Annotated in this window: 20 protein-coding genes; 7 read left to right on the top strand and 13 right to left on the bottom strand. The window is 74.0% G+C overall.

Features of this window, described 5'->3' with window-relative positions; translation table 11 throughout:
• Window positions 1-143: 143 nt before the first annotated feature.
• The gene (locus K3554_RS05545; protein ID WP_259944754.1) at window positions 144-887 is read right to left on the bottom strand and encodes a class I SAM-dependent methyltransferase; all 744 of its coding nucleotides are present in this window, start codon (window positions 885-887) and stop codon (window positions 144-146) included.
• Between the two features lie 211 nt (window positions 888-1,098).
• On the opposite strand from K3554_RS05545, the gene gloB reads away from it, so the two are divergent.
• From gloB to K3554_RS05525, 4 genes are all read left to right on the top strand, one after another.
• Entirely contained in the window at window positions 1,099-1,854 is a 756-nt protein-coding gene (gloB, locus tag K3554_RS05540) for a hydroxyacylglutathione hydrolase (protein ID WP_409197344.1), read from the top strand.
• 155 nt (window positions 1,855-2,009) lie between these two features.
• Complete coding sequence (clpA, locus tag K3554_RS05535; RefSeq protein ID WP_259944750.1) at window positions 2,010-4,346, top strand: ATP-dependent Clp protease ATP-binding subunit ClpA; 2,337 nt, start codon at window positions 2,010-2,012, stop codon at window positions 4,344-4,346.
• A gap of 332 nt (window positions 4,347-4,678) precedes the next feature.
• The gene (locus tag K3554_RS05530) at window positions 4,679-6,148 is read left to right on the top strand and encodes a lipopolysaccharide assembly protein LapB (protein WP_259944747.1); all 1,470 of its coding nucleotides are present in this window, start codon (window positions 4,679-4,681) and stop codon (window positions 6,146-6,148) included.
• A 48-nt stretch (window positions 6,149-6,196) separates the two neighbouring features.
• Window positions 6,197-7,099 carry a M23 family metallopeptidase gene (locus tag K3554_RS05525; protein WP_259944746.1) on the top strand — a complete coding sequence of 301 codons (903 nt, stop codon included), beginning with the start codon at window positions 6,197-6,199 and terminating at the stop codon, window positions 7,097-7,099.
• Here the strand turns inward: K3554_RS05525 and K3554_RS05520 are convergent.
• Window positions 7,080-8,066, bottom strand: coding sequence for a DUF2125 domain-containing protein (locus tag K3554_RS05520; RefSeq protein ID WP_259944745.1), 987 nt, complete (start codon window positions 8,064-8,066; stop codon window positions 7,080-7,082). The two genes, K3554_RS05525 and K3554_RS05520, sit on opposite strands and share 20 nt — an antisense overlap.
• 71 nt (window positions 8,067-8,137) lie before the next feature.
• On the opposite strand from K3554_RS05520, the gene K3554_RS05515 reads away from it, so the two are divergent.
• The 3 genes from K3554_RS05515 (at window position 8,138) to K3554_RS05505 (ending at window position 12,771) form a co-directional block, all read left to right on the top strand.
• Window positions 8,138-8,665, top strand: a complete 528-nt coding sequence (locus K3554_RS05515; protein WP_259944743.1) for a gamma-glutamylcyclotransferase — start codon at window positions 8,138-8,140, stop codon at window positions 8,663-8,665.
• Window positions 8,666-8,789: 124 nt separating this feature from the next.
• Window positions 8,790-9,989 (top strand): biopolymer transporter ExbB, encoded by a 1,200-nt coding sequence (locus K3554_RS05510; RefSeq protein ID WP_259944741.1) that lies wholly within the window; start codon window positions 8,790-8,792, stop codon window positions 9,987-9,989.
• 1 nt (window position 9,990) lies between these two features.
• A complete protein-coding gene (locus K3554_RS05505) occupies window positions 9,991-12,771 on the top strand; it encodes a peptidoglycan -binding protein (protein ID WP_259944739.1) in 2,781 nt (926 codons plus the stop codon).
• Here the strand turns inward: K3554_RS05505 and K3554_RS05500 are convergent.
• The 11 genes from K3554_RS05500 to flgK all read right to left on the bottom strand — a co-directional run bounded on the left by K3554_RS05500 (window position 12,768) and on the right by flgK (window position 22,926).
• Window positions 12,768-13,208 (bottom strand): molybdenum cofactor biosynthesis protein MoaE, encoded by a 441-nt coding sequence (locus tag K3554_RS05500; protein ID WP_259945799.1) that lies wholly within the window; start codon window positions 13,206-13,208, stop codon window positions 12,768-12,770. The genes K3554_RS05505 and K3554_RS05500 overlap by 4 nt on opposite strands.
• An 11-nt stretch (window positions 13,209-13,219) precedes the next feature.
• A complete protein-coding gene (gene moaD / locus K3554_RS05495) occupies window positions 13,220-13,465 on the bottom strand; it encodes a molybdopterin converting factor subunit 1 (RefSeq protein WP_259945798.1) in 246 nt (81 codons plus the stop codon).
• A gap of 2 nt (window positions 13,466-13,467) precedes the next feature.
• Window positions 13,468-14,145: a CDP-diacylglycerol--glycerol-3-phosphate 3-phosphatidyltransferase gene (gene pgsA, locus K3554_RS05490; RefSeq protein WP_259944737.1), complete on the bottom strand. Its 678-nt coding sequence runs from the start codon at window positions 14,143-14,145 to the stop codon at window positions 13,468-13,470.
• A 54-nt stretch (window positions 14,146-14,199) separates the two neighbouring features.
• Entirely contained in the window at window positions 14,200-16,083 is a 1,884-nt protein-coding gene (uvrC, locus tag K3554_RS05485; protein WP_259944735.1) for an excinuclease ABC subunit UvrC, read from the bottom strand.
• Between the two features lie 275 nt (window positions 16,084-16,358).
• Window positions 16,359-17,087, bottom strand: a complete 729-nt coding sequence (locus K3554_RS05480) for an SDR family oxidoreductase (RefSeq protein ID WP_259944734.1) — start codon at window positions 17,085-17,087, stop codon at window positions 16,359-16,361.
• 41 nt (window positions 17,088-17,128) lie between these two features.
• A complete protein-coding gene (locus K3554_RS05475) occupies window positions 17,129-18,055 on the bottom strand; it encodes a calcium/sodium antiporter (RefSeq protein ID WP_259944733.1) in 927 nt (308 codons plus the stop codon).
• A gap of 1 nt (window position 18,056) precedes the next feature.
• Window positions 18,057-18,224 carry a hypothetical protein gene (locus tag K3554_RS05470; protein ID WP_259944731.1) on the bottom strand — a complete coding sequence of 56 codons (168 nt, stop codon included), beginning with the start codon at window positions 18,222-18,224 and terminating at the stop codon, window positions 18,057-18,059.
• The gene (locus K3554_RS05465; protein ID WP_259944728.1) at window positions 18,225-19,034 is read right to left on the bottom strand and encodes a S49 family peptidase; all 810 of its coding nucleotides are present in this window, start codon (window positions 19,032-19,034) and stop codon (window positions 18,225-18,227) included.
• A 313-nt stretch (window positions 19,035-19,347) separates the two neighbouring features.
• Window positions 19,348-20,481, bottom strand: coding sequence for a flagellar basal body P-ring protein FlgI (locus K3554_RS05460; RefSeq protein WP_259944726.1), 1,134 nt, complete (start codon window positions 20,479-20,481; stop codon window positions 19,348-19,350).
• Window positions 20,481-21,491, bottom strand: coding sequence for a hypothetical protein (locus K3554_RS05455; RefSeq protein WP_259944723.1), 1,011 nt, complete (start codon window positions 21,489-21,491; stop codon window positions 20,481-20,483). The genes K3554_RS05460 and K3554_RS05455 overlap by 1 nt, the downstream gene beginning before the upstream one ends.
• A 4-nt stretch (window positions 21,492-21,495) precedes the next feature.
• A complete protein-coding gene (flgK, locus tag K3554_RS05450; protein WP_259944720.1) occupies window positions 21,496-22,926 on the bottom strand; it encodes a flagellar hook-associated protein FlgK in 1,431 nt (476 codons plus the stop codon).
• Between the last annotated feature and the right edge of the window lie 3 nt (window positions 22,927-22,929).

The raw sequence follows: 22,929 nt of genomic DNA, 5'->3' as shown, positions 1-22,929 counted from the left end.
AATCGCGCCCCCTCTAGCAGAGGGGTTTTCACCCTGCAACCGCGCCCCCGCCGCGGAGCAGCGAAACCCGCGCCTCCCGGCACCGCCGGGACCGGTGCGCGCCGGGCGCCCGATCGCAGCCGGCACGGTGCCCGCCCGGGGGCTCAGCCCGCCGCAGTCGGCTCGGCCACGCCCTCCAGCACCCGCAGCGGCCGGCGCACCCGCTCGGCGAGGCCGGGCCGGGGCCGCGCGGGCACCTGCTTCGAGACCTCCAGGAGGATCACGCCCCCGCCGCCCGAGTGGCTGACCCGCTGGCCCATGCGCTCCAGCACCCCGTGCGAGCGCAGCCAGAAGTTCGCCTCCGAGGGCGGGCCGAACAGCGCGGCGTAGTGCCGCTCGGGCACGAAGCCCGCCGCTTTGGCCTGCGACTCCAGCTGCGCCACCGAGTAGGGCCGGCCGAAGCCGAACGGCGTGGTCTCGCGCCGCGCCCACAGCCCCGATCGGTTCGGCACCACGAACACCGCGCGCCCCCCCGGCCCCAGCACCCGCGCGCACTCCTCCATGAGCGCGGTGGGATTCTCGGACGTCTCCAGACCGTGCAGCACCACCAGCCGGTCCACTACCCCGGTGTCGAGCGGCCAGAGCGTCTCCTCGCACAAGGTGGACACGTTCCGCATGCCTGCGGGCCAGTGCATCACGCCCTGCGGCCCGGGCATCAGCGCCACCACCCGGCGGCTCTCGGCGAGAAAGGGGCGCAGCAGCGGCACCGCGAATCCGAAGCCTGCCACGGTCAGCCCCTTGGTGTCGGGCCACATCGCCACCAGCCGGTCGCGGATCGCGCGCTGCGCCGCGCGCCCGAGCCGGGTGCGGTAGTAGAAGCGGCGCAGGTCGAGCACGTCGAGATGCATGAGGCCCCTTAGCGCGCCCGCGCGCCCGCGCACAGACCCGCCGCGTCCCGGCAGCGCGCCGCCGGGCCGGGCCGCGCCCCCTTGGCGCCCGCGTCCGGGCGGCGCATCGTGCCCCTCGAAGGAGACTGCCATGTCCGACGCCTCGCCCGCCCCCATGCCCCCGCATCTCGACCTCGACGCGGGCGGCACCGCGCTCGATGCGCTCGTGGTGATCCCGATGATGCGCGACCGTTTTCCCGACCTGCTCGACAACTACGGCTGGATGCTCCGCGCGGGCGACCGGGTGGCCTGCGTCGACGTGGCGCGGGCGGCCCCGCACCTGGAGGCCGCCGAGGCGCGCGGCTGGCGCATCACCGACGTGCTCCTGACGCACCACCACCCCGACCACGTGGAGGGCGTGGGGGAGCTGGTGCGCGAGACGGGCGCGACGGTCTGGGGCGCGGCGGCCGACCGCAGCCGCCTGCCCCGGCTCGACCACGCGCTGGAGCCGGGCGGCACGGTGGAGCTTGGCGACGCCTCGGCCCGCGTCTGGGACGTGTCGGGCCACACGGTGGGGCACGTGGCCTACGTGTTCGACGGCATCGCCTTCACGGGCGACAGCCTGATGAACGGCGGATGCGGCCGCCTGTTCGAGGGAAGCCCCGAGCAGATGCACGCCTCGCTGGCGCAGTTCGCCGACCTGCCGGAGGACACGCTGATCGCCTCGGGGCACGAGTACACCGCCACCAACCTGCACTTCGCGCTCACGCTTGAACCGGGCAACGCGGCGCTTATCTCCCGTCTCAAGGAGGCCCGGACGGCCCTGGTGCGGGGCGCGCCGACCGTTCCGACGCCCCTGGAGACCGAACGCCGCACCAACCCCTTCCTGCGCTGCCACCTGCCCGGCCTTAAGGCCGCGACCGGCACCGAAGGGCGCCCCGACACCGAGACCTTCGCCGCCGCGCGGCGGGGACGCGACGCCTTCTGAGGCGCCGCCCCCGCACGGTGCCCGATTGCGGGCACGGCGGATCACCAAACGATGACGCGGGCGACAAAACGCTTGAAGCGGCGCCCCCGACAACCAAAACTTAAAGCAAGGCGGTTACGCACCGGGCGGACCGCGGCCAAGCCCAGGAGAACATCATGCCCTCGTTCTCGAACACACTCGAGCAGGCGATCCACGCGGCACTCGCGCAGGCCAACTCGCGCCGCCACGAGCTGGCCACCCTGGAGCATCTGCTCCTCGTGCTCATCGACGAACCCGACGCGGCCCGCGTGATGCAGGCCTGCGGCGTCGACCTCGACCAGCTCCGCCAGACCGTGGAGGAGTTCATCGAGGACGACCTCTCCACCCTCGTCACGGACGTGGAGGGCTCCGAGGCCGTGCCCACGGCCGCCTTCCAGCGCGTGATCCAGCGCGCCGCGATTCACGTGCAGTCCTCGGGCCGCACCGAGGTGACCGGCGCCAACGTGCTCGTCGCCATCTTCGCCGAGCGCGAGTCGAATGCCGCCTACTTCCTGCAGGAGCAGGACATGACGCGCTACGACGCGGTGAACTTCATTGCCCACGGCGTCGCCAAGGACCCCTCCTTCGGCGAGGCGCGCCCCGTGCAGGGCGCCGAGGACGAGGACGAGATGCCGGTCGAGGGGCAGACCGGCGGCCCGAACCCGTCCGAGAACCGCGAGAGCGCGCTCGCCAAGTATTGCGTGGACCTCAACAAGAAGTCCGCGAAGGGCGACATCGATCCGCTGATCGGCCGCGAGCACGAGGTGGAGCGCGCGATCCAGGTGCTGTGCCGCCGGCGCAAGAACAACCCGCTGCTCGTGGGCGACCCCGGCGTGGGCAAGACCGCGATCGCCGAAGGCCTCGCCTTCAAGATCGTCCAGGGCGAGGTGCCGGCCGTGCTGTCGGGCGCCACGATCTACTCGCTCGACATGGGCGCGCTCCTCGCCGGCACCCGCTACCGCGGCGACTTCGAGGAGCGGCTCAAGGCCGTGGTCACAGAGCTGGAGGATCACCCCGACGGCGTGCTCTTCATCGACGAGATCCACACCGTGATCGGCGCCGGCGCCACCTCGGGCGGAGCGATGGACGCGTCCAACCTGCTGAAGCCCGCGCTCCAGGGCGGCAAGCTGCGCACCATGGGCTCCACCACCTACAAGGAGTTCCGCCAGCACTTCGAGAAGGACCGCGCCCTGTCGCGGCGTTTCCAGAAGATCGACGTCAACGAGCCCTCGGTCGAGGATACCGTGAAGATCCTGAAGGGTCTCAAGGACCGCTTCGAGGATCACCACTCGATCAAGTACACGGCCGACGCCATCAAGTCGGCGGTGGAGCTGTCGGCGCGCTACGTCAACGACCGCAAGCTGCCAGACAAGGCGATCGACGTGATCGACGAGGCGGGCGCCGCGCAGGCCCTCGTGGCCGAGTCCAAGCGCCGCAAGACCATCGGCGTGAAGGAGATCGAGGCCGTGGTCGCCAAGATCGCGCGCATCCCGCCCAAGAACGTCTCGAAGGACGACGCCGAGGTGCTGCGCGACCTGGAAGGCTCGCTCAAGCGCGTGGTGTTCGGCCAGGACCCGGCGATCGAGGCGCTGGCCTCGGCCATCAAGCTCTCCCGCGCCGGCCTGCGCGAGCCCGAGAAGCCCATCGGCAACTACCTGTTCGCCGGCCCCACCGGCGTGGGCAAGACCGAGGTGGCCAAGCAGCTCGCCGACACGCTCGGCATCGAGATGCTGCGCTTCGACATGTCGGAGTACATGGAGAAGCACGCCGTCAGCCGCCTGATCGGCGCGCCGCCGGGCTACGTGGGCTTTGACCAGGGCGGCCTGCTGACCGACGGCGTGGACCAGCACCCGCACTGCGTGCTCCTGCTCGACGAGATCGAGAAGGCGCACCCGGACGTCTACAACATCCTCCTGCAGGTGATGGACCACGGCAAGCTGACGGACCACAACGGCCGCACGGTCGACTTCCGCAACGTGATCCTGATCATGACGTCGAACGCGGGCGCCTCGGAGATGTCGAAGTCGGCCATCGGCTTCGGGCGCGAGCGGCGCGAGGGCGAGGACACGGCCGCCATCGAGCGGACCTTCACGCCCGAGTTCCGCAACCGTCTGGATGCGGTGATCTCGTTCGCGCCGCTGCCGAAAGACACGATCCTGCAGGTGGTCGAGAAGTTCGTGCTGCAGCTCGAGGCCCAGCTCCTCGACCGCGGCGTCACCATCGAGCTGACCCGCGAGGCGGCGGAGTGGATCGCCGACCGGGGCTACGACAGCAAGATGGGCGCCCGGCCCCTGGCCCGCGTGATCCAGGAGCACGTCAAGAAGCCCCTCGCCGAGGAGCTGCTGTTCGGCAAGCTCGCCAAGGGCGGCCTGGTGCGCGTGGGCGTCGAGGGGGGCGAGCTGTCGCTCGACATCCGCGAGCCCGACGCGCCCAAGATCGGCAACAAGCGCCCGCCGCTGCTGACCGCCGACTGAGGCACTGCAAACGCGACAATTCGGAAGGCCCCCCTCGTGGGGGCCTTTCCCGTCTCGGGGGCGGACCGCGCCGCCCCGACGCACACAGCGATCGCCCCGCGGGGAAGGAATGGCGCCTCCCCGCATCGGACGGCCGAGGCGATCCGTGGTACCCTGCATCATCACGGTGGTCGCGAGATCGGACGCGGGCAGGCGCCCCGTCGTCGGGCGTGTCCGTGGGCAGGGGGACAGGTCGCCGGACGGCCCGAAGGCGCCCCTCCCCCGTCCGCCATGCCCTGATCCGTTCCGACCGCGCGGCCCTCGCACCCCGACCTTCATCAGGGAGAGCACCCATGTTTCCTGTCACCCCGGGCCCCGGAGCGGCCCTCGCCGCGCTGATGGCGGCCGCCGCGCTGCCCCTCCCCCTCGCCGCGCAGGGCGTGGACTTCCCGAGCACCTGCGCCGCGGAGGCCGATGCCGCCGTCGACGAGGGCCTGACCCTCCTCCACAACATGATGTACATCAAGGCCGAGGCCGCCTTCGAGCGCGCCGCCGGCGCCGATCCCGACTGCGCGATGGCCCAGTGGGGCGTGGCGATGGCCAACTTCCACCCCCTCTGGCCCGGAACGCCCACCGAGGACGAAACCGCGCGCGGCACCGAGGCGGCGCGGCGGCTGGCGTCCATGGCGCCCGGAAACGACCTGGAGCGGGCCTTCGCGGAGGCGGCGGCCGCCTTCTACGCCTCCGGCCACGAGAGCTACCCCGCCCGCCTCGCCGCCTGGGCCGAGGCGCAGCAGGCGGCCCACGCGCAGAACCCCGACGACGTCGACGCCGCCGCGCTCGCCGCGCTCGCCCGCCTCGCCACCGCGCCTCCGGGACCGGAGCGGGCGAAGGCGAACGCACGGGTCGGCGACGCGCTCGACGCCCTGCACGCCCGCGCCCCCGCGCATCCCGGCGTGATCCACTACGCCATCCACGCCTACGACAGCCCGGAACTCAAGGAGCGGGGGGTTCCCTACGCCGAGATCTACGACAAGGCGGCGCCCTCGGCAGCCCACGCGCTGCACATGCCGGCGCACATCTTCACCCGCACGGGGGACTGGCAGCAGTCGATCGACCTCAACCGGCGGTCGGCGGATGCCGCGCTCGAGACGTCGCGCGACGTGATCCAGTCGCACTACGCCCATGCGCTCGACTATCTCGCCTACGGCCATCTCCAGCTCGGGCGGCCCGACGAGGCGGCGCGGATCGTGGACGAGCTGATGGCCGCGGAGAACCATCAGGTGAGCTTCGGGGGCGCCTATGCGCTGGCGGCGGCGCCGGTGCGGCTCCTGCTCGAGGAGGAGCGCTGGAGCGAGGCCGCGGCGCTTTCGCCCGAGATGCATCCGGCGATCCCGTGGGATCGCTTCCCGCAGGCGGTGGCGATGCGCTGGTTCGCCAAGGGCCTTGGCGCCGCACGCTCCGGCGACCCGGCGGCGGCCCGCGCCGCGACCGTGGAGCTGGAGCGGCTGCACGGGGCCATGCGGCAGGACGGCCAGGATTACTGGGCGCAGCTCGCCGAGGGCCAGATCGCCACGGTCGAGGCCTGGATCGCACAGGCCGAGGGCGACGCCGACCGCGCCCTCGCGCTGCAAAGGCAGGCGGCGGACCTCGAGGACGCCATCGGCAAGAACCCCGTCACCCCGGGCCACGTGCTGCCGGCGCGCGAGCTGCTGGGCGACATGCTGGCTGCGCAGGGCCGCACCGCGGAGGCGGCCGAGGCCTACCGCGCGACGCTCGCCCACTCGCCCAACCGGGCCCGCAGCCTCGCCGCCCTGAACTGACCCGACGCGCCGCTGGACCGTCCGGCGGCGCGCCCCTAGCCTCGCGCCATGCGCAGCGTCCTCGCCCTCGCCCTCCTCGCGGCCGTCCCGGCCGCCGCGCAGGGGCCGCTCTCGCTTCCCCTCGATTGCGTCCTCGGCGAGACCTGCTTCATCCAGCAGCTTCCCGACGCCGACCCCGGCCCGGGCGCCGTCGACGGCTTCGGCGGCACGCTCACCTACGACGGCCACACGGGCACCGACCTGCGCGTGGCCGACCTCGCCGCCCTGGCCGGCGCCCCGCCCGTGACCGCGCCCGCGGACGGCACCGTGCTGCGGGTGCGCGGCGATGTGCCCGAAGGCACCCACCCCGAGGGGCAGGACTGCGGCAACGGGCTCGTGATCGACCACGGCGCCGGGCTGGAGACGCAACTCTGCCACCTCGCCCCCGGCTCGATCCCCGTGCGGGCGGGCGAGCGGGTCGCGCGGGGCCAGCCGGTGGGGCGCATCGGCCGCACGGGCCGCACCGAGTTCCCCCACGTCCACCTGACCGTGCGCCGAGGCGGCGCGGTGGTCGATCCCTTCGCGGAAGGTCTCTGGGCCGAGCCGGTGCCGGTCGCGCCCGGCGGCCTCCTGAGCGCGGGCTTTGCGGACGGCGTGCCGGACTACGACGCGGTGAAGGCCGGCACGGCCGCCGCCGATGCGCTGGCGCGGACCGCGCCGATGGTGCTCTGGGCGCAGATGTTCGGCACGCGGGCGGGCGACGCGCTGCGCCTGCGGATCGAGGGGCCGGACGGCGGGGAAGTCTTCGCGCGAGACGTTGCGCTGGACCGCACCCAGGCCCAGGGCTTCCGCGCCGCGGGCCGCCGGGCCCCGGCGGGGGGCTGGCCGCGGGGCGACTACCGCGGAACGGCGACGCTCTTGCGGGACGGCGAGGGGCTCGCCGCCCGCACGGTCACGATCCCGGTACGCTGAGCGGCGGCAGCATCAGCAGCTCGAACGGCCCCAGCGCCACCACGCCCCCGCGCACCTGCAGGTCGACGCGCGCCGCATCGGGGCGTCCCTCGGGCGCGAAGCCCACCAGGAAGCGCCGCGCCAGCGCGAGGCGGGCGGGATCGAGGGCGCCCTCCAGCGCGCGGGCCAGCGCGGGCACGTCGGCGATCTCGGCCGCCAGCGCGCCCTCGGCCAAGCCCTCCGGCCCCGCCTCCAGCCGCCCCGAGAGCGTGACGTCGATGCCGCCCCAGCGCACGCGCGCCGCACGCAGGTCCAGCGCTTCGACCGCGGGCGCCGCGTCCAGCGTGCGGTCGATGGCGCGGTCCAAGGCCACCGTGCCGTCCAGCTCCAGCGCGCCCACCTCCGCCGGCAGGCCCGGGACATTCGATCGGCGCATCAGCGCCTCGGGCAGCACCAGACCCTCGGCTCCGAACGCCACGTCGTAGCTGTGCGGCGCCCCGGCCTCGCGCAGCGCCAGCCGCAGCGCGTCGACCGCCACCGCGCCGAGGCCGCCCTCGGCCGCCACCGCCTCGGCGGTGAGCTGCAGGCGCTCCAGCGGCAGCGCCGGGTCCGGGGACACCACCAGCGAGGCGCGCATGTCCTCAGACGCGATCTCCACCGGGCCGAACGGCGTTCCCAGCGTCTGCGTGTTCGGGGCGACCGCGATCAGGTGGTTCGGTCGGTAGCTCAGGGCAAAGACCTGCACGAAGGGCGCCGACCAGCCCCACGCCCCGCCGGGCCCCTCCAGGCGCGGCGCGTCGAGCGTCGTGTCGAAGCGGTTCGGGAAGCCCACCACCGACAGGTCGTCCCACGCCACGGTCCAGCCCCGCGCCTCGGCCTCGGCGGCGGCGGCCTCGACGCCGCGGCGCACGCCGGCCGCGCCTGCGAACCACCACCCGCTCCAGAGGGCGGCCAACACGGCCACCACGATCACAAGCCATCGCATCATCGCGCCGAACCCTTTCCCGAGAGGCTCCGTTCCCTTATCTGCGGCCGAAGCCCTCGGAAAGGACGCGGCGGATGGACACTCCGGACCTCTGGGTCTTCGGCTACGGATCGCTGATCTGGTCGCCCGGCATCGACATCGCGGAGTCGCGGCCCGCGCGGCTGCGCGGCTACCGGCGCCGCTTCTGCATGTGGTCGATCCACCACCGCGGCTCCGAGGAGGAGCCGGGGCTGGTGCTGGCGCTGGAGGAGGCGCCCGATGCGGTGTGCGAGGGCCTCGCCATCCGCGCCGCCGACCCCGAGGCGGCGCTCACCGCCCTGCGCGAGCGCGAGCTGGTCTCGGCGGCCTACCACGAGAAGCGCCTCGTGCTGGAGACGGAACAAGGCGACGTCGAGGCGGTGGCCTACGTGATCGACCCCGAGCACGACCAGTACGCCCGCGACCTCACGATCGAGCGGCAGGCCGAGATCATCGCCCGCGCCCGCGGCGGGAGGGGGCCGAACGCCGAGTACCTGCACAACACCGCCGAGGCACTGCGCGGCCAGGGCATCGACGATCCCGACATCGTGCGCCTCGTGGGTCTGGTGCCGCCCGCCTCCTGACGCGCGCGGGGCGCCGGGGCCACGGACCGGGCCCGGCGCGCGCCCGCCCGGCCCGCGCCGCTTGTGACCCCCTGCCCGCCCCGATACCCTTTCCCCTGCGCCCCGCGAAAGGGCACGAGGGCACATGGCGGACCGCACCATCACCACCGAAACGCAGTTCTCGCAGCCGATCCGGCAGATCATCTGGATGCTTGCCGTGCTGGGCGCCGTCGGCGCGGGCACCTACGTCGCTTACCCGTCCGTCGCGCCGATCTTCGCGGCAAACCCTTGGCTCAACGGCACCATCATCGCGGTGTTCGGCCTCGGCGTGCTGGCCTGCTTCTGGCAGGTGATCCAGCTCTTCTCCTCGGTCAGCTGGCTCGAGGGATTCGCTGAGCAGCGCGAGGGGCACGACATCGCCCGCGCGCCGGGCCTCCTGGCGCCACTCGCCTCGATGCTGCGCTCGCGCACCTCGCGCTCGGCCATCTCGGCCACGTCGTCGCGCTCGATCCTCGACTCCGTGGCGCAGCGCATGGACGAGGCGCGCGACATCACGCGCTACATCGTCAACACGCTGATCTTCCTCGGCCTCCTCGGCACGTTCTGGGGCCTCGCCACCACCGTGCCCGCGGTCGTGGACACGATCCGCAACCTCGCGCCGGACGGCGACGAGGCGGGCATGGCGGTGTTCTCGCGCCTGATCGGCGGGCTGGAGGACCAGCTCGCCGGCATGGGCACGGCCTTCGCCTCCTCGCTCCTCGGCCTCGCCGGCTCGCTGGTGGTGGGCCTTCTGGAGATCTTCGCGGGCCATGGGCAGAACCGCTTCTACCGCGAGCTGGAGGACTGGCTCAGCACCATCACCCGCGTCGGGCTGGTGGGCGACGGCGAGACCATTGACCAGTACTCGCTGGCCGCCGTGCTCGACCACATGAACTACCAGATGGAGCAGCTGCAGGACATGTTCCAGCGCGGCGAGGCCGGGCGTCTGGCCGCCGAGGAGCGCATGGGCCACCTGTCCGACGCGGTCGCCGCGCTGGCCGACCGCGGCGGCGACCCCGCGGGCGTGGAGCGGGCGCTGGAGCGCGTGGCCGAGGGGCAGCAGCACGTCGCGGCGGCCCTCGCCTCCGCGCGCGAGGGCGGCGGGGGCGACGGCGGCGGGCTCGACAGCGAGAGCCGGATGCGCCTGCGCTCCATCGACGTGCAGCTCCTGAAGATCTTCGAGGAGCAGCAGCAGGCCCGCCAGGCGGTGCTCGACGATCTGCGCGGCGACATGGGCGCGTTGACCGGCGCGCTGCAGCGGCTGGGCGACCTCGTCGAGAACGCCCAGGGCGGGCCGGAGGCGTGACGTGGCGCTGAGCCGCCGCAACGGACAGCGGTTCACGGCCAACGTCTGGCCGGGCTTCGTGGACGCCATGACCGCGCTCCTCCTGGTGCTGATGTTCGTGCTGTCGATCTTCATGATCGTGCAGTTCGTGCTGTCCGAGGCCATCAGCGACAAGGACGTGGAGCTCGACACCCTCGGCGCCGAGGTGGCCCAGCTCACCCGCGCGCTGGGGCTGGAGCGGACGCGGGCGGAGGTGCTGTCGGGCCAGCGCGACGACCTCGCGGGGCAGCGCGACGCGCAGGCGGCGCTGATCGCCACCCTTACCCGCCGCACCGAAGAGTTAGAGGCGAGCGTCGGCACCTTCGAGGAGCGCGTGGCGGCGCTGCTCGCCGACAACGCCGACCTGGAGGGCGCACTGGACACCGCGCGCGGCGAGACGGCCGCCGCGCTGGACGAGCGCGAAGCCGCCGCCCTCGCCCTCGCCTCCGCGCGCCGGGAGATCGACGCCGCCGCCGAGGCCGCCCGCCTCGCCGCCGCCCGCCGCGAGGCGCTGGACGCGCTGGTCGCGGACCTGCGCGCCGAGGCCAAGACGCGCGAGACCACGCTGGCCGACACCCTCGCCGCGCTGGAGGGCAGCCGCGGCGACGCCGAAGCGGAGGGCGCGCGCGCCGCAGCATTGGCGGCGGCGCTGGAGGACGAGGAGGCGGCCCGCCTCGCCGAGGCGACCGCGGCCGAGGCGCTGCGGGCGCGGCTGGCCGACACCGAGGCCGCCTTGAGCGACGAGGAGGCCGCGCGGCTGGCCGAGGCCGCCGCCGCCGAAGCCCTGCGCGAACGTCTGGCAGGGGCCGACGCCGAGCTGACCGCGATGACCCTGGCACTGGAGGAGAAGCGCCGCGAGGCCGAGGAGACGCTGACGCTTCTGGCCGCGGCCGAGGCTGCGAGCGACGACCTCGACGCCCGTCTCGCCCTTACCCTCGCCGAGCTGGAGACCGAGCGGGACCGCGCAGGCGCCGCCGAGCGGCAGCTTGCCGCGACCCTCGCCGCGCTGGAGCGCCGCGAGGGCGAGGCGACCGAGACGGAGGCGGAGCTGGCACGCCTGGAGGCGGCGCTCGCGGAGGCCGGCACCGAGGCGGCGGACGCCGAGGCCACGCGCGCCACGCTGGAACGGCGCCTCGCCGCGGCCCTGTCCGACCTCGACGACCGCGCAGTGCAGGCGGGGGCGGCCAGCGACGAGATCGACCGCCTTCGCGAGGAGCTGGCTTCCGCCCGCTCCGAGGCCGAAGCGCTCGACGCCCGCCTTGCCGCCGCGCTGGCCGAGATCGACGCCGCGCGGGCCCGCGACGCCGAGGCCGAGCGCGACATCGCCGCCCTGCTCGCCTCGCTGGCCGAGGCCGAGGACGCCGCCGCCGAGGGTGACGTCACGGAGGCGACCCTGCGCCGGCAGCTCGCCGAGGCCGAGGCGCAGCGCGAGGCCGCCACCGCGCGCGCAGACGCGGCCGAGCGCGAAGGCGACCGTCTCGCCGCCGAAGCCGCCGGCGCGCGGGAGACGCTGGAGGCCGAGGCCGCCGACGTCCGCGTGCGCCTCGCCGTGGCGGTGGCGGAGCGGGACCGCGCCCGAGCCGACGCGGCGGACGCGCGCACCCGCATCGCCGCGCTGGAGGCCGACGCACGCTCCGCCCGCGCCGCACTGGAGGCGCAACTCGCCGAGGCGCTGGCCGAGCGCGCCGGGCGCGAGGCCGCCGCCGAGGAGGCCGACGCCGCGCTCACCGCCGCCACCGCCCAGCGCGACGCTGCCCGGAGCGAAGCCGACGCCCTGCGCGCGGAGCTGGCCCGCCTGCGCGCCGCCACCGACGCGGCCGAGGCCACCGGCGAGGACCTGCGCGCGCGCCTCTCCGCCGCCATCGCCGACCGGCTGGCCTCCGAGGAGACCGCCGAGGCCGCCCGAACGGAGGCGCGCGACGTGGGCGAGCGCCTCGCTGCCGCGCTGGCCGACCGCCTGGCCGCGCAGGACGAGGCCGCCGAGGCCCTGTCGGCCGCCGAACGCTCCGACGCGCTGCTGCGGCAGGCCCGTGCCGAGATCGAGAGCCTCGACGAGGACCGCGCCGCCGCGCGCCGGGACGCCGCCCTCCTAAACGAGCAGGTGGCCGACTTGCGCGCGCAGCTCGAGGAGCTGAACCTCGTGCTCGGCTCCGCCCGCGCGCGCGACGAGGACGCGCAGGTGCAGATCCAGTCGCTCGGCACGGAGCTGAACCGCGCCCTCGCCCAGGCCGCCGCCGAGGAGCGCCGCCGCCGCCAGCTCGAGGAGGCCGAGCGCGTGCGCCTGCAGGCCGAGACCGAGAAGCTGGAGCGCTTCCGCTCCGAGTTCTTCGGTCAACTCAGCGAGGTCCTGAGCGGCCGCGAGGGCATCGAGGTGGTCGGCGACCGCTTCGTGTTCTCGTCGGAAGTGCTGTTCGGCGTCGGCTCCGCCACGCTCGGCACCGAGGGGCGCGAGCAGATCGCCCGGGTCGCGGACGTGATCGTGGAGATCGCCGACCAGATCCCCGAGGGCATCGACTGGGTGCTGCGCGTGGACGGGCACACCGACGACCTGCCGGTCTCGGCGACCTCGCGCTACGCCGACAACTGGGAGCTGAGCCAGGCGCGCGCGCTCTCGGTGGTGCGCTTCCTGACCGACGAGCTGGGCATCCCGCCCTGGCGCCTCGCGCCCACGGGCTTCGGGCAGTACCGGCCCGTCGAGCCCAACACGAGCCCCGAGGCCCGCGCCCGCAACCGCCGGATCGAGCTGAAGCTGACGGAGCGCTAGGGGGCCCAGCGGCGCAGCGCGGCCTCGTCGTCCTCGCGGGCGTCCACCCAGGCGCCGCCCTCGGCGGTCACCTCCTTCTTCCAGAAGGGGGCGCGCGACTTGAGGTAGTCCATCAGGAACTCGGCCGCCTCGAAGGCGGCGCCGCGGTGCGCCGACGCGGTGCCGACCATCATGATCCGCGCACCCGGCTCCAGCCGCCCGTGGCGGTGGATCACCGTGGCCGCCGTCAGGGGCCAGCGCTCCACGGCCTCGGCGGCGATCGCCTCCAGCGCCTTCGCGGTCATGCCGGGGTAGTGCTCCAGCTCCATGTGCCGCAGCCCGCCGGAGACGTCGCGCACCACGCCGGTGAAGGTGACCACGGCCCCCGCCCCGGTCGCCTCCAGCGCGGCGGCCTCGGCGCCGAGGTCGAAGTCCGCCTCCTGCACGGAGACGCGGATCGGGGCGCGGGTCATCCGCCCGTCATCGGGGGAAAGAACGCCACCTCGCGGGCATTCCCGAGGGGCGTGTCCAGCGGCACCAGCTCCTCGTCCAGGGCGGCGCGCACGGCGGCCATGTCGGCGAAGGCGGCTGCATAGCGCGGCTCGCGCGCGCGCAACTCCTCGACCAGGTCCTCGAGCGTGCGGGCCTCGGTCTCGACCTCCTCGCGCCCGACGCCGATGCGCTCGCGCAGCCACGCGAAGTAGAGCACGCGCACGGTCACGTCCGCCCCCGCGGCGCGTCGCGCAGGAAGGGCAGCGCCTTCGAGAAGTAGTCCCAGCCCGTCAGCGCCGTCAGCGCGGCGGCGATCCACAGGAGGATCGTGCCGATCCACCAGGTCAGCGCCTCGGCGTGGAAGTAGAAGGACAGGCCCACGGCGTCCTCGACCTCGCCGTCGAGCACGGCGCCGATCGCCGCCGCGTCCATGCCCTGCACCCGATCGAGGAACTCGTGCTGGAACACGCCCGTGGCGAACAGCACGGCGATCGAGACCATCTGCGCCGTGGTCTTCCACTTCGCCAGCTTCGTGACCTTCAGCGTGCCGGCCTGGGCGCCGAGGAACTCGCGCAGGCCGGACACGAACACTTCGCGGAACAGGATCACCGTGGCGGGCAGGAGGATCCACGGGTTCATGCCCTGGAAGCCGGTGATGACGGTCAGCGCGATCACCACCATGGCCTTGTCGGCGATGGGGTCTAGCATGGCGCCGAAGCGGCTCTCCTGCTTCCAGGCGCGGGCGAGGTAGCCGTCGAACCAGTCGGTGATGGCCGCCGACACGAACAGCACCAGCGCGAACCAGTCCGCCCAGGGCCGCGCGAAGTAGAGGAACATGATCGCCACGCCGGGCGCGGCGGCCAGGCGCAGGACGGTCAGGATGTTGGGCAGGTTCCAGGTCATGGCCCCGGTGTAGCGCGCGGCCGGGGGGCAGGCCATAGGCCGCGCCCCCCCGCGTCACTTCTCGTGGAAGTGCCGGTGGATGGTCTCGGCCAGCGTGCCGCTGATCCCCTCCACCGCCTTTAGGTCCGCCAGCCCCGCCCGGCTCACCGCCTTTGCCGAACCGAAATGGGCCAGCAGCGCGCGCTTGCGGCCCGGGCCGACGCCCGGCACCTCGTCGAGGGGGTTCGCCACGAAGGCCTTCGCGCGCTTGGCGCGGTGGGTGCCGATGGCGAAGCGGTGGGCCTCGTCGCGCATGCGCTGCACGAAGTAGAGCACGGGGTCGTTGCGCCGCAGCGCGAAGGGCCGTCCGCCGGGGCGGTGGAACTCCTCCTTGCCGTGGTCGCGGTCCACGCCCTTGGCGACGCCCACCACGGTGATGTCGCCCACGCCCATCTCGCGGGCGATCGAGGCGACCGCACTCACCTGCCCCGCGCCGCCGTCGATCAGCAGGAGGTCCGGCCACGTCCCGCCCTTGCGTTCGGGGTCCTCCTTCAGGAGGCGCTTGAACCGGCGGCCCAGCACCTCCTTCATCATGCCGAAGTCGTCGCCCGGCGTCAGCTCCGTGCCCTTGATGTTGAACTTGCGGTACTGCGACTTCTCGAAGCCCTCGGGGCCGGCCACGATCATGGCGCCCACGGCGTGCTCGCCCTGGATGTGGCTGTTGTCGTAGACCTCCACGCGGCGGGGCGGCTCCGCCATGTCCAGCGCCTCGCCGAGGCCCACCAGCAGGCGCGCCTGCGTGGCGGTCTCGCTCATCTTGCGGCCCAGCGACTCGCGCGCGTTGCGCACCGCGGACTGCACGAGGTCGTGCTTCTCGCCGCGCTGGGGCACCAGAAGCTGCACCTTGCGCCCCGCCCGCTCGCTCAGGGCGCCGGCCATCAGCTCGCCCTCCTCGATCCCGTGGCTCATGAGCAGCATCCGCGGCGGCTCGCGGTCCTCGTAGAACTGGCCGACGAAGCCCTCCATCACCTCGGCGGCACTCATGTCCTCGGCGACCTTGGGATAGAAGTCGCGGTTGCCCCAGTTCTGGTTGGCGCGGATGAAGAACACCTGGATGCAGGCCTGACCGTTCTCGAGATGGAGGCCGATCACGTCGGCCTCGGCCACGCCCTCGGGGTTCACCCCTTGGGTCGACTGCACGTTGGTCATGGCCTTGATGCGGTCGCGCAGGGCGGCGGCGCGCTCGAACTCCATGTCCTGGCTGGCGGCCTCCATCTGCTCGGCGAGCTTGGTCTGGATCTCCGTGGTCTCGCCGCGCAGGAACCGCTCGGCATCCTTGACCGACGCCAAATAGTCTTCCTGCGAAATCAACCCGACGCAAGGGGCCGAGCAGCGCTTGATCTGGTGGTTCAGGCAGGGCCGCGTACGCCCCTGGAACTGCGCGTCGGTGCACGAGCGCAGGAGGAACACCCGCTGGAGCTGGTTGAGCACCCGGTTCACCGCGCCCGCCGAGGCGAAGGGGCCGAAGTAGGTGTTGCGCTCGCCCTTGCGGCCCCGGTGCTTGCGGATCTGTGGCCAGTCGTGGGCGCGCGTGACCTCGATGTTGGGGAAGGACTTGTCGTCGCGCAGGAGCACGTTGTAGCGCGGCCGGAGCTGCTTGATGAGATTCTGCTCCAGGAGCAGCGCCTCCAGCTCCGTGGACGTGGTCAGAACCATCATCGACGCCGTCTCGGAGATCATCCGACGGATGCGCGCCGAGTGGCCCTGCAGGCGGGTGTAGCTGCTGACCCGGTTCTTGAGGCTGCGGGCCTTGCCGACGTAGAGCACCCGGCTCTCGCTATCGAGCATCCGGTACACGCCGGGCGATCCGTCGAGGCTGCGCCAGAAGCGCTTGATGACCTCGGGGCCCGTGGGCTTGGCCTCGGGGGTGCCGGTCGGGGCCTGGTTGTTGTGGCTCACATGGGTCTCCCTCGGCTCTGCCCGCGTCCCTCAGATAGGCGCGCGGACCTGTGGATAAAGCTGGGAGCGGATTCGCCGCGGTGCGACCCCGCAGGGGCGCGCGGCCCGTCTCCCCGTGCAATTGCCGCCGCTGAACGAATCGCTAACGCGCTGTTTTCGCTCGTCTCGGCGGGGATCGCCCCCCGAATCGCCGCCTCGGCCCCATGACATCGCGGCCCGGAACGGCCCCGGTGAACAACTTTCGCGATTCGTTCCGGCCGCTCCATCGCGCGCCGCTATTCCAGCCCCACCACGTCGGGCGTGCGCCAGCCCAAGTGCTGGCCGCCGTCGACGCAGATCAGCTGCCCCGTCACCGCGGGCGACTCCACCAGGAAGCGCAGCGCGGCCACCACGTCGGCGGGGTCGGCGCCGCGCTCCAGCACCGTGCCCGCGCGCTGCGCCGCGAAGTGCCGCTCGCTCTGGCGCGCGCCGCGCAGCGTCGGCCCCGGCCCGATGGCGTTCACGCGCACGTCCGGCGCCAAGCCCTGCGCCGCCGTCTGCGTCAGCGTCCAGAGTCCCGCCTTTGCCAGCGTGTAGGTGGCGAACTCGGGCGTCAGCTTGCGCACCCGCTCGTCGACCATGTTGACCACGCACGCCCGCGCCCGCGGCTCGCCCGCCGAGCGGTCCGCCTCGGGCGCCTGCGCGGCGAAGCGCTGGATCAGCACGAACGGGGCCTGCAGGTTCGACACCATGTGCCGGTGCCAGCTCGCCCGCGTGGCCGAGCGGATGTCGTCGTGCTCGAAGATCGAGGCGTTGTTGACCAGCACGTCCAGCGGCCCGCCCAGGGCCGCGGCGGCGCGGTCCACCAGCGCCTCGGCGGCGTCGAGATCCAGGAGATCGGCCTGAAGTGCCTCTGCCCGGCAGCCGGTGCCGCGCAGGTCGGCGGCCACCGCCTCGGCGCCCGCGGCGGAGGTCGCGAAGTGCACCGCCACGTCCGCGCCCATCGCGCCCAACGCCCGCGCCATCGCCGCGCCAAGCCGCGCCCCGCCCCCGGTGACAAGCGCCCTCACAGCAGGAACAGCGCGAGGTAGCCGAGGTAGAGCCCGGTCAGCCCCACGCCCCACGCCCGCGTCACGTCGCGGCGCAGGAACACGAACGGCGCCAGCAACGCGGTGGCGCCCAGCATGATCCACAGGTCTTGGCGCAGGAACGTCTCCTCCACCGGCACGGGGCCGACCAGCACGGCCACCCCCATGATCGCGGTGAGGTTGAAGAGGTTCGACCCGATCACGTTGCCCAGCGCCACCTCGGCGTGGCGGCGCAGCGCGGCCATGAGCGTGGTCGCCAGCTCCGGCAGCGAGGTGCCCACGGCCACCAGCGTCAGGCCGATCACCGTCTCGCTGACGCCGAAGGTGCGTGCGATGCTCGACGCCCCGTCCACCAGCAGGTCCGCACCCAGCGGCAGACCCACCAGCCCCAGCACGAGGAACAGCGTCAGCTTCCAGCCGCGCAGGCGCTCGTCGGCGCCCTCGACCTCGTCGGGCGGCTCGCGCGTGGCGAGGAAGGTGGCGACCAGCACGGCGGCGAGGAAGCCCAGCAGCACGAGCCCGTGCCACCACACCAGCGCGCCCGTGAGGCAGAACGCGGCGAAGAGCACGCTGCCCGCCGCCATGTAGAGGAAGTCGCGCCGCGTCTCCACGGCGCTCGTGCCCAGCGTGGCGAACAGGGCCGGAATGCCCAGGACCAGCAGCACGTTGGCAATGTTGGAGCCCACCACGTTGCCGAGCGCCAGGCCCGGAACGCCGTCGAGCACCGCCTTCACGGAGACCAGGAGCTCGGGCGCGGAGGTGCCGAAGGCGACCACCGTGAGGCTGACCACCAGCGCCGGCACGCCGAGGCGCAGCGCGAGGTTGACGGCCCCCTTCACCAGCGCGTCGCCGGCGAAGAGCAGGATCACGAGGCCGACTGCGACCGAAGCGAGGTCCAGCAGCATCTCAGCCCTTCCCGCAGGGGCACGGGCCGCGCCCGACGCGCGGCGCGCCGCAGGACGGGCACTGCTTCGAGAGGCGGCGCCGAAGCGAGCCGCCCGGCAGGCGCAGACGGCCGAACATGGCCAGCACGGCCATGACGACGAGGAACAGGGTGACGATCTTGAAGATCATTCAGAGCCCCAGGCGCGCGCGGGCGGCGCGCTCGTCGAGGGCGGCGAGCGCCGACGCGGCGGCCGCGTCCGCCACCCAGGGCACCAGCCGCGTGGCCAGGGGCCGCCGCCGGGCGAGGCGCCGGAACCGCACGCGCTCGCCGTAGAGCGCCCGCATCTTCGGCACGAGGTGGGCGATGCCGTCGGCCAGCCCGGCCTCCACGGCCTCGCGGCCCACGAAGATCTCGCCGGTGAAGAGATCGCGGCTGCGGTCCAGCTTCGCGCCGCGGCGGGCCTCGACATGGGCGATGAAGGCGCGGTGGATCCGCCCCTGCAAGGCCTTCAGGCGCTCCACGTCCTCGGCGCGCTCGGGGCGGAACGGGTCGAGCATCGACTTGTCCTCGCCCGCGGTGTGCACCCGCCGCTCCACGCCCAGCTTGCCCAGCGCCTCGGAGAACCCGAAGCCGGCCGAGATCACGCCGATCGAGCCGGTGATCGAGGATTCGTCCAGCCAGATGTCGTCGGCCGCCGCGGCCAGCCAGTAGCCGCCCGACGCGGCGACGTCCTCCACGAAGGCATGCACCGGCACCTCGGTCTCCTCGGCGAGGCGGCGGATCGCGGCGCCGATCATGGAGGACTGCACCGGCGAGCCGCCGGGCGAGTTGATCCGCAGCGCCACCGCGCAGGTGCCCCGGCGCCGGAACGCCCGGTCGAGCATCGGCTCCACCGCGGCGAGGTTCAGGGCCGCGCCGCGCATGTCCGCGGCGATCAGGCCGCTGAGCGAGACCACAGAGACGACGGGCGTGCGGGGAGGCAGGAGCGGGATGCGCATCCGCGGCATCTATAGCCGCACCTGCGAGGCGACAAGGCGGCGGGGGGCGTGGCGGGCCGTTCGTCTCGCGGGGCGGTGCCGCGCGGCTCCACCCAAGGGCGGTTCGCGCCGCCTGGCCCTTCCCGCGGTCGTCCGGAATTCCCGCCCTCGCGCAGCCGCGCACATTACCGCAAGGCATCGCGGGCTCACCGACGTCGGCCGTCGCCTCGCATCGGCCGTTCCTACCTGCCGTCCGCTGTCGCGGTGTCGTACCCATCGGCCACGCCGCCACGGGCATCCGCCCGGTGTCGCGGGCCTCCTGCATCCCCTGCCCTCACCGCACGACCAGCTCCGCATGGAGCGCGCCGGCCGCCTTGATGGTCTGCAGGATGTCGATCATGTCGCGCGCCGAGACGCCCAAGGCGTTCAGCCCCGCGATCACCTCGGAGAGGTTGGTGCCGCCGCGCACGATCGAGAGGCCCGGCCCCGGCTCCTCGCGCAGGCCGGCGCCGGTGCGCGGCACCACCACGGTCTGCCCGTCGGCGAAGGGGTTGGGCTGCACCGCCGCGGGGGCCTCCTCGACCTGAAGCGTCAGGTTGTTCTGCGACACCGCCACCTCGGAGATGCGCACGTCCCGCCCCATCACGATCGTGCCCGACTTCTGGTCCACCACCACGCGGGCGCGCCGCTCGGGCGCGATCTCGACGTTCTCGAGCGCGCTGATCAGGTGCGCGGGCGAGCGGGCGCCGCTGCGCGCCACGTCCACCACCACGGTGCCGGAGTCGGTCATGCGGGCCACGCCGGAGCCGGCCTCCCGGTTCACGGCCCGCTCGATCCGCGCAGCCGTGGTGAAGTCGGCCTCGCGCAGGGCGAGCCGCAGCTGCGTGACGGCCCCGAGGTCGAAGGACACCTCGCGCTCCACCCGCGCGCCCGAGGAGATGATGCCGGCGGTGGGCACGCCTTCCGTCACCTCCGCCGCCTCGCCCCGCGCGGTCACACCGCCGGCGATGATCGTGCCTTGGGCGACGGCGTAGATCTCGCCGTCCGCGGCCGTCAGCGGCGTCATGACCAGCGTGCCGCCCAGCAGGCTGCCGGCGTCGCCGATCGCGGAGATGGTCGCGTCGATGCGGCTGCCCGTGCGCGCGAAGGGCGGCAGCTCGGCGGTCACGATCACCGCGGCGACGTTCTTGGGCCGGAACTGCTCGCCGGTCACGTTCACGCCCATCCGCTCGAGGATCGAGGTCATGATCTCCTCGGTGAAAGGCGCGTTGCGCAGCCCGTCGCCCGTGCCGTCCAGCCCCACCACGAGGCCGTAGCCCACCAGGTCGTTGCCCCGTACCCCCCCGAAGTCCACGAGGTCCTTGAGCCGCACCCCCTGCGCCCCGGCGGCCGAGGCGCAGAGCACGAGCGCCGGGAGAAGGGCGCCAAGCAGTGCGGCGAGCCGGCGGAGGGACGCGCGCAGGCCCATCAGAGGTAGTCCGTCAGGCGCAGGCGCGAGAGTCGCGCGGTCAGCGTGTAGATCGTCTCGAGGCGGGCGGCCTCCTCCTCCAGGCGGGTGGCCGTCTCGTAGGGGTCGACGCCGACGAGCGCGTTGCGGGCCTCGGCGGCACGGGCCACGCGATCCTCCAGCGCGGCGGTCCCGCGGTCGAGCGCGGCGGCGGTGCGCCCCGCCGCGGCCCGCAGCCCGATCACCCCGTCGGTGGCCGTCGCCAGCGCGGCCGGCGCGCCGGTGGCGAGGTACGCCTGCGCCTCCGGGGTCTCCGCGTGGGGCGACGCGGCGAGGGCCGCGATGCGCGCCACGGCGCCGAGCGCGTCGCGGAAGCCGGCGTCGCCCGCGCGCATGTCGAAGGCGACGCTCCGGTCCGCCTCGATGCGGAAGCCGAACGCGTCCGGGGCGCTCGGCACGACGCGGTTCGCGGCGAAGTCCCCCGAGGGCGCGAAGTAGGCGGCCACCCGCGCCTGCAGGTCATCGGCGTCCGCCGCGCCGGCGGCCAGCGCCTCGACGTCGGCGCGGATCGCGGCCGCCGATCCCGTCGCCTCCGCGTCCCGGCGCCCGCCCGCGAAGATCGCGCCGTCGTCCAAGCGCGCGTTCATCAGCGCCACGATCCGCTCGAACCCCTCCCAGGCGCTCGCTGCCAGGTCGTCCATGGGAACGCCCGCGCTGCCCGTGACGAAGGGCACCAGCTCGTCGCCGAGGCGCTCGATCTCGTCACCGATGCCGCCGAGGGCCGCGTCGGCGGCGGCCATGACCCGCAGCCCCTTGCCGATCGACTGCTCCAGCGATCCCGCGAGGTGCAGCTCGCGCTCCGCGAGGCCGAGTGCCGAGAAGTCGTGGCGCAGGGCCTCGGCCGGGTCGGCGACGCGGCCCGTGGCCATCTCGGCACCCAGGCGCGAGACCAGCTCCCGGGTGCCGCGCGCCGGATCCGCGAGGCCGCGGAGCAGGCCGTTCGCGAGCGGAAGGGGGGATGTGGTCGCCATGATCCTAGGTCCTCGTCAGCCGGTCCATCATTTCGCCGACCACCTCGCTCACGCGGGCGGCGGCGGCGTAGTTCTGCTCGATCTGCAGGAGGCGGCGCATCTCATCGTCGATGTCGACGCCGCCCCCGGCGAGCCGGTCCTCGGCGGCATCCAGGCCCGCGCGCGCGGTCTCGCTCCGGTCCGCGAGGTGCCCGCGGGTGGCGGAGACCTCGGACGTCAGGTCGAGCGCGAGCGCGCCGAGGTCCCGCGGCGTACCGCCGAGCCGGGGGTCGAGGGGCACGGCGCGGGCCGAGAGCACCGCGAGGTGGCGGTCGAGGTTGCCGGCGGGCGAGGCGGGGTCGGCGGCGGCCGCCCCCATCCCGTCGCGCAGGCGCCAGTGCTCGGCAGCGCCGTCCTCGGCCACGAGGGGATTGAGTGCGAGGCGGCTCGCCATGCCGGCGCCGGCGGTGCCACCGACCACGAAGAGGCCCGGCTCGCCCACGGCGAGGGTGGGGTCGGCGTCGGGTCCTGTGAAGCGATCCGCGAACTCCGCGGCCAAGGCGTCGAGGGCGGCCTGCGCGCGCGGCGCCGCCTCGTCGCGCAGGGCGAAGAGGCCGGCGAGGCGGCCGCCCCCCAGCCCCCCGATGCCCCCCGAGACGGAGACGGGACGGCCGTCGACATGAAGGACGTCAAGGCCGGCGCCGACGCTGCGGTCGGGCGTGACCTCGACCGCCGGCTCGAAGGCGACCTGCGCGGGCGCGCCGTCGAGCAGGATGCGTCCGTCGCGGCTGACCAGGGCGACCGCGCCGAACTCGCGCTCCAGCACCTCGACGCGCACCGAGACGGCGACCCGGTCGATCGCGAGGCTGCGCTCGTCCTCCAATGCCGCGGTGCGCCCGCCCCGGGCGGACTGGCGCTGGATCTGGAGGTTGAGGTCGGCGATGGCCTCCAGGTCGACGTTCAGGCGCTCCACCTCCGCGACGATCGCGTCCTCGGCCCCCTGGCGCGCGTCCTGCACCCCGTCCGAGGCGGCCACGATCGTATCCGCCACGGCCTGCGCGGCGTCGGCCACCGCGCCCAGCGCCGCCGGCGATCCGGGGCGGGCCGTGGCCTCGACGAGGCTGGCCTCGAAGGCGGCGAGGCGGCCCGCGAGGCTGCCGGCCTCGCCCGGCACGCCGAGCACGCCCTCCAGCCGCGCCCACATGTCGGCCGCGTCCGCGTCGCGCCCCGCTCCGCCCAGCGCCTCGCGGCGCATGGCCACGCCGACCGCGTCCTCGACGCGGCGCACGGTGGTCTGAAGGCCCGGCGAGTTGGGCGAGATCGGATCGACGTGGAGGCGGCGCACCCCGTAGCCGTCGCGCCCCGCGTTGGCGACGTTCTGCGCGACCACGTCGGCGCGGGCGGAGGACACGCGCAGGCCGACGAGGGCGGAGGAGAGGGCGGACGAAAGCGACATGGG

The sequence above is a fragment of the Jannaschia sp. W003 genome, from assembly GCF_025144335.1.
Classification (GTDB): Bacteria; Pseudomonadota; Alphaproteobacteria; order Rhodobacterales; family Rhodobacteraceae; genus Jannaschia.
Note: the sequence above shows the minus strand (reverse complement) of the source record. Positions and strands in the feature narration are given on the sequence as shown.